This is a genomic window from Maribacter sp. (assembly GCF_016744255.1).
GTDB lineage: Bacteria > Bacteroidota > Bacteroidia > Flavobacteriales > Flavobacteriaceae > Maribacter_B.
Genome location: NZ_JADGES010000098.1, coordinates 1 through 12,813, shown reverse-complemented (window position 1 = coordinate 12,813; position 12,813 = coordinate 1). Strand labels below are relative to the sequence as shown.

The following is a 12,813-nucleotide window of genomic DNA, read 5'->3' as shown; positions in this document are numbered from 1 at the left end:
CGTATTTTGCCAATTGCAAATCGAGCTCTCTATCATTACCAACAGTAAAGTGGTCTATTTTTTTATCGGTGCTAAATCCTTTATCCCAGAGTTTCATATGGTTTAATTTTTAAGTTCAAATTTTAATAATTAACTGCGTGCTTAGTGCAAAAAGCTATTTAATATTTTAATGTACAAGTCTATTCCTTCTTCAATTTCATAGATATAAATATATTCATCGGCAGAGTGCGAACGAGTGCTATCTCCAGGGCCTAATTTTACAGATTGGCATGTTAATGCTGCTTGGTCAGATAGGGTAGGAGAACCATATGTTTCTCTTCCTAGAGCAATTCCACTTTTTACCAATGCATGGTCTTTGTCAATTTTAGACGAGTTTAGTTTAAGTCCGCGTTCTTGAATTGAACAAGGTGCTTCTGCTTTTAGTATATCTGCAATTTCTTTATTAGAGTAACTGTCATTAACACGAACATCTATAACCAGTTGTACTTGTGCAGGAACTACGTTGTGCTGACTACCAGCATTTATTTGTGTTACCGTAAGCTTTACATCGCCCAAAGCCTCAGAGGATTTAGGGAATCTGTAATTTTTAAACCATTTTAATACTTCCATAGTATTATAAATAGAATTGTTGTCGTTAGGATGTGCTGCATGCGATGGTGTTCCTTTAACGACGGCATCAAAAACAATCAAACCTTTTTCTGCAATGGCTAAATTCATTAATGTGGGTTCGCCTACAATGGCAACATCAATCTTAGGAAGATTCGGTAATAAACCTCGTAAACTGTTTACTCCAGCATTTTCTTCTTCGGCAGAAGCAACCATTAAAATGTTGTGGTTTAGGTTCTCTTGTTGAAAAAAATGAGTGAAAGCAGCTAGGAGAGAAACCAAACAACCACCAGCATCATTACTACCTAAACCGTATAGTTTACCATCTATTATTTCGGGTAAAAAAGGGTCTCTGGTATATGCTTTATTAGGTTTTACAGTATCGTGATGCGAGTTTAAAAGTAAAGTTGGTTTGGAGTCATCCCAATGTTTATTTTTTGCGTAAACATTATTATTTTCTCTAGTAAAAGGAATAGAAAAGTTGGTAAGCCATGCTTCAATTGCATCTGCGGTTTTATCCTCTTCATTGGAAAAAGATTCAATACGAATAAGTTTTTTTAATAAAGAAATTGCTTTTTCTGTTAGTTCTTTCTGTTTCATTTATAATGTGATTGAGGTAAAGAGTTTTGGATTAGGCTGTATCATTTCAATATCTCCTAAACAGACTTTAGAAACCTTGTTAGTAAGCGCATGAAAACAATTTTCTAATTTTGGAAGCATACCGTCGGCAATAATATTTTGCTCTAAAAGTTCTTGGTATTTAGTAGTATTAATATCTGTTACTACCGAATTTTCATCTGCAAGATCTAAAAGGACTCCTTTTTTCTCAAAGCAATAGTAAAGGGTAGTTTCATAAAGATTGCTCATGCCAATAGCAATTTCAGATGCAATAGTATCTGCATTGGTATTTAATATATTTCCTTTTCCATCATGTGATAAGGCACAAAGAACAGGTGTTATTCCAGAGAAAATTAGCATGTTTAAAAAATCTGCATTTATACCATCTATATCGCCAACAAAACCAAAATCTATTTCTTTTATAGCTCTCTTATGTGCTTGTATGGTATTGCCATCAGCACCACTTAGCCCTAAGGCGTTAGTGCCATTTGCTTGTAAGCTAGCGACAATATTTTTATTGGTGAGTCCGCCATAAACCATGGTAATAATTTCTAAATTTTTAGCATCTGTAACTCTCCGCCCGTTTATCATTTGCGATTCAATTCCTAATTTGGAAGCTAGTTTTGTTGCAAGTTTTCCACCACCATGAACTAGAATTTTATACCCTTCAATTTTAGAAAAATGCAACAAAAATTTAGTGAGTTTAGTATTGTTTTCAATAACATTACCACCTATTTTGACTATGGATAATTGTTGTTTCATTATTTTTTGAATTGGCGATTAATTATGCATTCATGATTCCTCCATCAATGGTAAATGCACTTCCTGTAATCCAAGAGGAATCTTCGGAAATTAGAAATAATGCTAGTTTTGCAATATCGTTTGGGGAGCCCAATCGCTGCAGTAAAGTGGCGTTTTTTGCATCTTCAATAGCTTTGCCTGGGTTTGTAAAAGCTTTTGCCGAATCCCATAGTAGAGGGGTGTCTACTGGGCCAGGGCACATAGCGTTTATCCTAATTTTAGGGGCATATTCTACTGCCATTTGTTTCATTAAAGCTATCGATGCGGCCTTAGAAGCACAATAAGCAGGGTGGTTTGGAAAGCTTTTAAATGCAGCAATGGAAGCATTTATTAAGATACTTCCATTGTCATTTTTTAATAAATAGGGTAGTGCATATTTTGCCATATAGAATATGGAACTTAGGTTAGTTTCTAATGTCAGGTTCCATTCCGATATTGGTAAATCTACTACATTACCCATACCCAGAGTACCAGCATTTAGCGAAATAAAGTCTAGTTTGCCATATTTTTTAATGGTCTCTTTTACGAGTTGTTCATTCGTTTCAGGTTTACTTATATCGCCAGCAATAAAAATAGAGCCTTTCAAATTCTTCTCTAGTTCTTTCCCTCTATCTAAATTTCTTCCAGACAGTACTAAATTGGCACCTTCTTTTACAAAAGCCTGTGCAATTCCTTTTCCCATTCCACTAGTGGCACCTGTAATTATTCCGACTTTATTTTTGAGTTTCATTCTAAATTTTTTAATATTTTTTTAAGCACAATTTGTGCTGCGTATGTTCTGTTATTTGCTTGTTCTATTACTAAAGATTGGTCACTATCCAACACATCATCACTAACAACTACATTTCTTCTTACGGGTAGACAATGCATGAATTTGGCGGCACCTAATTTTTCTTTGGTAATCATCCAATTGGTATCTTGGTTTAGAATCTTACCATAATCTGAATAATTGCTCCAATTTTTGACAGAAACAAAATCGGCATTTTCAAGAGCTTTTTCTTGGTTATATTCTATTTTAGTTCCTTTAGTAATTTCAGGATTAAGTTCATAACCGATTGGATGTGTAATCACAAATTCTGCATCTTGTAACTGCATCATTTCTACAAATGAATTTGCTACAGCATGGGGCAAAGCTTTAGGGTGTGGCGCCCATGATAAAACCACTTTGGGTCTTTTTTTAGTTTTGTTTTCCTCTATGGTAATTGCATCTGCTAGTCCTTGTAATGGATGACCAACAGAACTTTCCATATTTACAATGGGTACAGAAGCATATTTTTTAAAACCATTTAGAACAACTTCTGCCTCATCTTTTTCTTTGTCTGTTAGTTCAGCAAAGGCCCTAATACCAATAATATCGCAGTATTGAGAAACTACTTGTGCTGCTTCTTTTATATGCTCCGAAGTGCCTTTGTTCATTATAGTGCCGTCTTCATATTCTAATGCCCAACCTTCATTACCAAAATTCATGACTATTACTTCCATACCCAGATTTATGGCTGCTTTATGAGTGCTTAAACGCGTACGTAAAGAATTGTTAAAGAACAATAGACCAATAGTTTTATTAGTGCCGAGTTTTATATCTGCTTTTGGGTTTTTTTTACTTTTTTTGGCTTCCTCTACTAGTTTTTGTAATGAATCAATATCATTTATAGAAAGATAGTTTTTCATGGTTAGTTTTTTTAAATATGTTCAGGGGTTTATTTTTGTATAGTTTGTAGTATTATTTAAGGCGTTTAGAATAAAATTTTCTTTTAAGCCGTTTACAATCCAAGTTTCAATGTTTGCCTTTTGTGCTATAGTTGCAGCTTCTATTTTAGACTGCATTCCACCAGTTCCATGTGAAGATTTCTCGTTACTTATTTCCTTTGATAAATTAGATAAGTCACTTACCGAAGTTATAGTACATGGTTTTTTATTTTCAATGGAATATTTGGTATAAATACCATAGGTGTTGGTTGCTATGATTAATAAATCGGCTTGTAATAAAGAAGCTGTTAGGGCAGCAAGTTTATCATTATCTCCGAATTTTATTTCATCTGTTGCCACCGTATCGTTTTCATTAATTATTGGAATAAAATTGTTAGAAACTAATACATTTATGGTGTTTTTAATATTGATTTGCGCTTCTTTTTTTTCAAAATCAGAATAAGATAATAGACATTGGGATGTAAAAAGACCTAGTTCTCTAAAATTTTCTTGGAAAATACGCATTAGGTGTGGCTGCCCAATAGAAGCTAAAGCTTGTTTAATGTTAATTTCTTCTCCGTTATGCTCTAGTTTTACAAATTGTTTTGCTGCAGCAATAGCACCAGAACTTACAATGATAAATTCATATTCATTTTGTAAATGTGCAATTTGCCTACCAATGTCTTCAATTTTTCCTCTAGAAATATGATCCGTCTCTTTGGTTAAAGTGTTGGATCCGATTTTTAGTAAAATACGTTTTTTTTTCATTTAATACTTTTCCTTAGACATCTATCTAACTGTTATTAAAAACTGCTATTAGAGAGTTATCTTGTTTGTCCGTTTCCTAGAATATACCATTTGTTAGTAACCAAATGTTGCAATCCTATTGGTCCACGTTGGTGTAATTTATCCGTACTTATTGCTAATTCTCCTCCTAAACCAAATTGACCGCCGTCTGTAAATCTTGTCGATGCATTATGGTAAACAGCGGCAGTATCTACCGATTGCATAAATACATTTGCATTTTCTTTATTAGATGTTATAATCGCTGCTGAGTGCCCACCACCATAGGTGTTTATTTTGGAAATAGCCTCTTCTAAGGAAGGAACTTGGCCTAGAACAATTTTATAATCTAAAAATTCTTTATACCAAACCGCATCACTTTCAATAAGGGTTGTTCCGTCTAAGAAAGAGAAGGCTTCGTCTGTAAAAATTTCTACATTACTTTTTTTAAGCTCAGCCATTAGGTGTTGTACAAACTGCTTTTTTCTAGGCATATCTGCAGCTATAAGGACTTTGTCTAAGGCATTACAAGCAGAAATTTTTGTGGTTTTTCCATTTATAATAATATCTAATGCCATTTGTAAATCTGCTTCTGTGTCTACATATACAAAGTTGTTTCCTCTACCGCTTATTATAACGGGGCAGGTAGCATGCTGCTTTACAAAATGGATTAATTTTTCACCACCTCTTGGTACAATTAAGTCTAACTTTTGGGTTGGTTTTTCTAAGAATTCTTGTGTTTGTTGTCTGTTTAACGGTAAATAGGTAACCCAGTCTTTAGAACATGCATTGGTATCTAAAGCTTTATGCCATAAATCTACTAATACTAAATTGCTATTAAGAGATTCTTTACCACCTTTTAAGAGTATTTTGTTCCCAGATTTAAATGCAATTCCGGCTGCCTCAATGGTAACATCTGGTCTAGATTCATAAATAATTAAAATAGTACCAAATGGAGCAGTTTTATTACTTACTTGAATGCCATTATCGTGTGTGAAAGAAAAACGTTCAACCCCTAAAGGGTCTGTTTCATTTGCTAATTTCCTTAGCGACAGAGCCATACCGACTATTTTTTCTTGATCTACTTTTAGACGGTCTCTCATGGCTAAATCTTTACCAGAATATGTGTCTAAATCTTTTTTATTAGCAGCTAGTATGGTAGATTTTTTTTCGACAATTAAATTGGCCATATACAGTAATACTGCGTTACGTTCTTGTATGTTTAATAGAATGCTCACTATAATTCTTCTTTAAGGGCATTAAAAAATATATCTATTTGTTCTCGGGTACAGTTTAGTGCTGGTAAAAAACGAAGTAGTTTTTTATTCATAGCACCGCCTGTAAAAATATGCTGATTGTAAATTAATTTTTTACGTAGTTCTCCTACTTCAAAATCGAATTCAATTCCAAGCATTAACCCTTTTCCTTTAATGCCTTTTATCTCTGGAATTTCTTTTGTTTTTTCTATAAAATAATTCCCTACTTCTGCAGCATTTTCTATTAGGTTTTCATTCTCTAAAACGTCTAAAACCGCTGTTGTTGCAGCACAAGCCAAATGGTTACCTCCAAAAGTAGTTCCTAAAAGACCATAAGATGCTTTTATGCTTTCATGAATAAGAATACCTCCAACGGGAAAACCATTTCCCATTCCTTTGGCAATACTAATAATATCTGGTTTTATATTATGATGCTGAAATCCAAAAAATTTACCACTTCTGCCAAATCCACATTGTACTTCATCGGCAATAAGTAGAACCTTATTTTCCTTGCATAGTTTTGCGATAGTTGTAAAGAACTCATTACTAGGCTCATCCAAGCCACCAACCCCTTGTATTGCTTCTAAAATAACAGCACAAACATCTCCTTTTTCAACTTCTGAAGTAAAAGCTGCAATGTTATTAAAAGGTAGAATAGTTACTTTTTGTTGTTTATTGAGTGGTGCATTTATTTTTTCATTATCTGTTGCTGCAACGGCAGCAGAAGTTCTTCCATGAAAACCATTTTTAAAGGCTATTACTCTCGATTTTCCAGTTTTAAAGGAAGCCATTTTTAAAGCATTCTCATTGGCTTCTGCTCCAGAATTACAAAGGAATAAATTGTAGTTTTCGCATTGCGATAGTACACCCAATTTGTTTGCGAGCTCTACTTGTAATGGATTTTGAACGGCATTACTATAAAAGCCAATTTTATCTAATTGGTTTTTTAATTTTTCTACATAGTAAGGATGTCTATGCCCAATAGAAATTACAGCATGACCGCCATAAAAATCTAAGTATTCTTGGTCTTTGTCATCTATAATAACCATTCCTTTAGCAGAGACTGGCGTTACGTTATATAGTGGGTAAACATCAAACAAATTCATAATTGACTTTCTTTTATGGTACTAATTTTTTCGTAAGAAGCAACAATTCCTTGTATTAAGGAGGAGCTTAATCCTTGGTGTTCCATTTCATTTAACCCTTCAATGGTACATCCTTTAGGTGTGGTTACTTTATCAATTTCTGCTTCTGGATGACTTTCAGAATCTATTAAAAGTCTTGCGGCACCATTACAAGTATACATTGCTAGTTCTTGGGCTTCTTTAAAATCAAAGCCTAATTGAATAGCGCCTTGGGTAGTAGCACGTATTAAACGCATCCAAAAAGCAACGCCACTAGCGCAGATTACAGTTGCTGCTTGCATTTGGTTTTCAGGAATTTCTAAACTATGTCCCATTTTATTAAAAATGGCCTTTGCTAAGTCTATTTTAGATTGGCCTTTTTTATTGCTACAGATGCATGTCATAGATTTGCCAACTGAAATAGCAGTGTTAGGCATACTAAGAATAATATGATGTTTTGCTCCTATGATAGATTCTATTTTAGCAATACTAAAACCTGTAATAGTAGAGATAACTACATGTTTGCTATTTAGTAAATCTTTAATGTCAACTAAAATTTCTTCTAACTGACTAGGCTGTACAGCAAATATTAGGATATTAGATTTTTTTACAGCTTCTCGGTTATCTGAAGTGATGATTACATTACCATATTTCTCGAAACTATAAATTTGCGTAGGATTTCTTTTTGTTAGATACATATAATTAGAGCCTTTAGAATTTAAAATTCCTTTGGCAATAGAAATTCCTAAGTTACCTGCTCCTATGATTGCTATTTTCATTATTATTGTTTTTAGTAGTTGATTTTAAGTTTTGATTATAAGGTACTTATTTTTTCATTTTTATATTTAAATACAATATTGATATCTCCTTACGCCATAGAATTCTAAAACACTCCTGCTTTTAAAAGAAGGCCTTCATTTTCATTAAAACTAAACATTAAATTCATGTTTTGCACTGCTTGCCCAGATGCTCCTTTTAAAAGGTTGTCTATTGCCGAAGTAATTAATAAAGTGTTTCCATGCTTATGCAAGTGAATATGAGCCTGATTGGTGTTTACTACTTGTTTTAAATCAATAGGCTCATCTGATATTTGCGTAAAAAGCGCATTTTTATAAAAATCTTTAAAAAGCACTTGAGCACTTTCTAGACTACCATCATATTTAGTATATAGCGTAGCAAAAATTCCTCTTGTAAAGTTTCCTCTGTTAGGAAGGAAGAACAATGGGCCAACATTCTCTTGTAAACTATTTAAGCTTTCTCCTATTTCTCCTAAATGCTGATGCGTAAATGGTTTATACCAGGATGCATTATTATTTCTCCAACTAAAATGCGATGTTGCAGAAGGGCTAACACCAGCTCCAGTACTACCCGTAACTGCATTTATATGTACCTCATTCTGTAATTTGTTATCTTTTGCGAGAGGTAATAAGGCGAGTTGAATGGCCGTTGCAAAACAGCCAGGATTAGCAATGTAATTTGCAGTTTTAATATCTGCTTTTAATAGTTCTGGCAAACCATAAACAAACTTTTTTCCTTGAAAAATAGCATCGTCGTTCAATCTAAAATCGTTACTTAAATCAATGATTTTAGTATTCTCTGAGAATGGATTTGCGTTTAAAAATTTTGTAGAGTTACCATGCCCTAAGCAAAGGAAAACTAGGTCTACATTTAAATTTACATCTCCGGTAAAAGCTAATTCTGTAACTCCTAATAAATCGGCATGTGCAGAGGTAATTTTTTTTCCAGCTCTGGTAGTGCTGTAGACAAAATCTATTTCTGCCTGTGAGTGGTTCAGTAAAATTCGGATAAGTTCCCCGCCAGTATAGCCAGAGCCACCTATAATGCCTACTTTAATCATGATTATGATTTACGTGGTTAGATATTTTATTTGCATTCGATAAGATTTTTATAAACCCTTTAGCATCATCTGCCGTCCATCCTTTATTTATTTCGCCATAGCTACCAAAAGAGGCATTCATTAAATCGTGTTTAGATGAAATTCCGTTTAATCTAAACTGAAAAGGGTATAGACTTAGGAAAACATCGCCAGAAACGTTCTTTTGGGTATCGGTTAAGAAGGCTTCAATGTTTCGCATTACTTCATCTAAGTAATTTCCTTCATGCAATAACATTCCGTAAAAATTACCTTGTTGTTCTTTTTGGTATTGTTGCCATTTACTTAGCGTATGTTTCTCTAATAAATGATGCGCTTTTATAATAATTAGAGCAGCAGCTGCTTCAAAACCAACCCTACCTTTTATACCAATAATAGTATCACCAACATGGATATCTCTACCAATAGCATATTTAGACGCCATGATTTCTAGCTTTTCAATATTAGCAACAGGAGTATCTTTTGTACCATCGATAGCAACTAATTCTCCTTTTTCAAAGGTTAGTTTTACATCTGTAGGCTCTTTTTCTTGTAATGGACTTGGATATGCGCTATCTGGTAATGGTTTTTCTGAAGTTAAAGTTTCTTCTCCACCAACAGATGTTCCCCAAAGACCTCTGTTTATAGAATATTTAGCTTTTTCCCATGGATAATCAACACCATTTTCTTTTAGGTATGCAATCTCTGCTTCTCTAGATAACGTATTGTCTCTAATCGGAGTGATAATTTCAATCTCTGGAGCAATGATTTGAAAAATCATATCGAAACGAACCTGGTCATTACCAGCACCTGTACTACCATGCGCAATATATTTTGCTCCAATTTTTTTAGCGTGATTTACAATCTCAATCGCTTGTACAATTCTTTCTGCACTTACAGAAAGTGGGTAGGTGTTATTTTTTAATACGTTTCCGAAGATTAAGTATTTTACGACTTTGTCGTAAAAAGTTTGTAGGGCATCTATAGAAGTATATGTATTTGCGCCTAAATCGATAGCTTTTTTATTAATAGTAGCAATCTCTTCGGCAGAAAAACCACCAGTATTTACACTCACGGCATGTACTTGAAATCCTTTTTCTTGTGATAGGTATTTTGCACAGTACGATGTGTCTAATCCTCCACTATAGGCTAAAACTAATTTTTTCATTCTTTACTTTTTTATTTCCATGGGAATGGAAGTCTATTTTTGTTTCTTCTTTAGAAACAATTGTTCTTTTATTTTTTTTAATCTTTGGAAAGCTTTGCTATTCACTTTTTTCTTAACCTCTATTTTGTCTTCTTTTTGTACCGCATTAGGATTGTGTAACATTCCAGTACAGAGGCACATTTTTTTTTCGGTTCTTGTTAGTATATCGAAGTTTTTACACGTTTGGCAGCCTTTCCAAAATTCTGGATCATCGGTAAGTTCAGAGAAAGTAACAGGCTTGTAACCAAGTTCGTAATTAATTTTCATTACAGCTAGGCCCGTTGTAATTCCGAAGATTTTTGCGTTTGGAAATTTTTTTATGGAAAGATCAAAAACGGCCTTTTTAATCTTTTTAGCTAAACCTTGTTTTCTAAAATCGGGGTGTACAATAAGGCCAGAATTGGCAACAAATTTTTCATGCCCCCAGACTTCTATATAACAGAAACCAGCAAATTTTTTACCATCTAGAGCAATAACTGCATTACCTTTTTTAAGCTTCTGCTTTATATATTCTGGGCTACGTTTTGCAATACCAGTTCCTCTTACTTTTGCAGATTCTACAATGGTTTCGCAAATAATATCAGCGTAGGTAAAATGTGATGTATTAGCAATTACAATTTTCATTGAATGCTTGTTTAATTTAAAAAATGAATGGTTTTTATTATTTTGAGAAGGGAAATGGACTCACCTATTTCCAGAAATATTATGCACCCCTACGGGCGGCGGCGAGTAGGCACAAAAGAACGAGCTGGAGCAGTTGCCCAGATGTTTGTATATGTATGTGCTTTTGTGTTCATTATACCTCAAATGTACAAATTATACTGAATGGGCAATGGTAAGTGTTTAATTTTTACAAAAAATAGGTTTTTTGTTACGAAGTATTATTAATTCATAGATAAGAAACCCAAATACTGCGATATACTCAATTGCTAATAATCCTAAGTGTTCTTTAAAATCTGGTTGACTATAAGCCCAATAGCTTAAAAAAACAGCTGCCGACCACAGTAATGAATATCTGTAATGAGTAAAAATAGTTACCAGAATTAGGAAAATTACATACCAAGGATGTACTGTTGGCGAGATAAAATAATAGATACTCAATACAAAAAGCATGGAGGAAATTAGGGTGTTCAGGTTTTTGTTTTTACTCAAGAAAGTAAATAAAAGAACAATACTTATGGTTACTAATGGTGTTATTTTTCCATAGGTATTTATAAGTTCCCAAGGTTTAGCGTCATAAGCAGTAGCTATTTGTTTTATTCCATTATATATACCAGCATTAAATTCAAAATTAGAAAACCAAAGACTAATGGTTTTAGAATAATTAGCATAGAATTCTGGGGAATAAAAAGGAAGTAGTAGCACTACCATAGTGGTTCCAATAATAGTATAAAACAGAATGCTTTTTTTAAATTTAAAATGGGTTAGAAACAGTGGCAGAAATAGAATTGGCACTAGTTTTACCATAATAGAAAGAGCATAAACAATAGCACTAGATTTCCATTGGTTTACAGATAATAAGTATAAAGACCAGATAAAGAAGAAAAGCATAACTCCTTCAAAGTGTAAATTTCCTGTAAGTTCTATAAGTACTAATGGATTTAAGAAATACCAAAATATTAAATGAGGAGAGCGGTTAAGGTTTTTTAGAAGTTTGCGTCCAAAATATACAATGCCAATATCTGCTAGAATAATAACAATGCGCATTACAATTACAGAACCTAGTATTGTTTTTCCTCCTAGTAGTGCAGATAGAGCAAATATTAACTGATTTAGTGGAGGGTAATTGCTGTAGAATTTTGGACTTAAATCTCCCATGCCATTATAAAGCTCTTGGGCATTTGCAATAGCTAAATCTTTTTGCTCTATAAGGACATTGGGTAAATATAAATACGGGTTTTTTAAATGGACTATAAGTTCTCCATCCCAAATAAAACGATAAAAATCTTGCGATAAATTTGGTTCTGCTAAGAGAAATACTAACCTAAAAATAATTCCTGTACCCAATAAGAATTTAAAATTCCATTTTTGGAATTGTATTAGCTTGAAGCAGAGAAAAAATAAGCCAAAAACTAGAGAGAGAAGTTTTATAAAGTCTTCTCTATGGAGACTATAAGCAAAGGAAGTATAGAAAATAATACTTAAAAGCACCAATAACATGGAGTATTTATGCAGTTTCCAGTTGGAAGTGAGTTGCCTCCACATGCTTAGATTAGTTTACTTGCAATATACAAAGAACCTAATAATAGAAATTGTTTTTTAATAACAAATAAAGTCTTTTTATAAAACAGCTATTTGTTAGGCTTGGGGAAAGGTTTTTTAAAATTGAAAACACTTTTACATGGACCATTTTTTTGAAGCTCTGCCAGTTTTTCCGTGGCCTCTTCTGCAGAAGGGTATTCGCCTTCTGGTACCCACCACATGGCAGTACTTACTTCTCCATAGTTTTTAAACCATTCTTTGCGCCTTCTTAAAAAATCGCTATGGACTGTTTTGTAAACGTAATTACCAAGAGCCTCTACATCCTCCCAAACTGAAATATTAATTATAACCTGTACATCATTATAGAGGTTAAGGTTCGTAGCGTTGTTAGAATCATCTTTAAGACGCCAAATAAAACCGTTGCTATTTTCGGCAAGCGTATTTATAGCATCTAAATTATCTACAAACTCTTTCATTATAGGGTCATCTATGGTAACACCTTTAATACGAGCAATATTTATTTCGGCTAATTGGTAGTTCATTTTTTATATTAAATTTCAATCCTGTCCTAAATAAATTCAGGGCACATAAAATCTAGCCATTTTACAGGTTTTACGGCCTAAATATATTGATTTTCAAAAAAGAACCCCTTGTACA

13 protein-coding genes are annotated in these 12,813 nt (G+C 33.4%); all 13 read right to left on the bottom strand.

Annotated features, from left to right (window positions below; translation table 11 throughout):
* Positions 1–141 precede the first annotated feature (141 nt).
* The 13 genes from QZZ51_RS13855 to QZZ51_RS13795 all read right to left on the bottom strand — a co-directional run bounded on the left by QZZ51_RS13855 (position 142) and on the right by QZZ51_RS13795 (position 12,698).
* Entirely contained in the window at positions 142–1,206 is a 1,065-nt protein-coding gene (locus QZZ51_RS13855) for a M20/M25/M40 family metallo-hydrolase (protein ID WP_291870678.1), read from the bottom strand.
* Complete coding sequence (argB, locus tag QZZ51_RS13850; protein ID WP_291870675.1) at positions 1,207–1,986, bottom strand: acetylglutamate kinase; 780 nt, start codon at positions 1,984–1,986, stop codon at positions 1,207–1,209. It abuts the gene before it with no gap.
* A gap of 22 nt (positions 1,987–2,008) precedes the next feature.
* A complete protein-coding gene (locus QZZ51_RS13845) occupies positions 2,009–2,755 on the bottom strand; it encodes an SDR family oxidoreductase (RefSeq protein WP_291870673.1) in 747 nt (248 codons plus the stop codon).
* Entirely contained in the window at positions 2,752–3,693 is a 942-nt protein-coding gene (locus QZZ51_RS13840) for an acetylornithine carbamoyltransferase (RefSeq protein WP_291870671.1), read from the bottom strand. The genes QZZ51_RS13845 and QZZ51_RS13840 overlap by 4 nt, the downstream gene beginning before the upstream one ends.
* Positions 3,694–3,714: 21 nt before the next feature.
* Positions 3,715–4,479, bottom strand: a complete 765-nt coding sequence (proB, locus tag QZZ51_RS13835; RefSeq protein WP_291870669.1) for a glutamate 5-kinase — start codon at positions 4,477–4,479, stop codon at positions 3,715–3,717.
* 56 nt (positions 4,480–4,535) lie between these two features.
* Positions 4,536–5,732: a glutamate-5-semialdehyde dehydrogenase gene (locus QZZ51_RS13830; RefSeq protein WP_291870667.1), complete on the bottom strand. Its 1,197-nt coding sequence runs from the start codon at positions 5,730–5,732 to the stop codon at positions 4,536–4,538.
* Complete coding sequence (locus QZZ51_RS13825; protein WP_291870665.1) at positions 5,732–6,856, bottom strand: aminotransferase class III-fold pyridoxal phosphate-dependent enzyme; 1,125 nt, start codon at positions 6,854–6,856, stop codon at positions 5,732–5,734. Before QZZ51_RS13825 ends, QZZ51_RS13830 begins: the two co-directional genes overlap by 1 nt.
* On the bottom strand, positions 6,853–7,653 hold the full coding sequence (gene proC, locus QZZ51_RS13820) for a pyrroline-5-carboxylate reductase (protein ID WP_291870663.1): 801 nt from the start codon (positions 7,651–7,653) through the stop codon (positions 6,853–6,855). The genes QZZ51_RS13825 and proC overlap by 4 nt, the downstream gene beginning before the upstream one ends.
* Before the next feature lie 104 nt (positions 7,654–7,757).
* Positions 7,758–8,732: an N-acetyl-gamma-glutamyl-phosphate reductase gene (gene argC / locus QZZ51_RS13815; RefSeq protein ID WP_291870661.1), complete on the bottom strand. Its 975-nt coding sequence runs from the start codon at positions 8,730–8,732 to the stop codon at positions 7,758–7,760.
* Positions 8,725–9,915, bottom strand: coding sequence for an argininosuccinate synthase domain-containing protein (locus QZZ51_RS13810; RefSeq protein WP_291870659.1), 1,191 nt, complete (start codon positions 9,913–9,915; stop codon positions 8,725–8,727). Before QZZ51_RS13810 ends, argC begins: the two co-directional genes overlap by 8 nt.
* A 33-nt stretch (positions 9,916–9,948) precedes the next feature.
* Positions 9,949–10,578 (bottom strand): GNAT family N-acetyltransferase, encoded by a 630-nt coding sequence (locus tag QZZ51_RS13805; protein WP_291870657.1) that lies wholly within the window; start codon positions 10,576–10,578, stop codon positions 9,949–9,951.
* 219 nt (positions 10,579–10,797) lie between these two features.
* Positions 10,798–11,961: a mannosyltransferase gene (locus QZZ51_RS13800; RefSeq protein ID WP_366511980.1), complete on the bottom strand. Its 1,164-nt coding sequence runs from the start codon at positions 11,959–11,961 to the stop codon at positions 10,798–10,800.
* Between the two features lie 284 nt (positions 11,962–12,245).
* Complete coding sequence (locus tag QZZ51_RS13795) at positions 12,246–12,698, bottom strand: DUF3291 domain-containing protein (RefSeq protein WP_291870653.1); 453 nt, start codon at positions 12,696–12,698, stop codon at positions 12,246–12,248.
* Positions 12,699–12,813 lie beyond the last annotated feature (115 nt).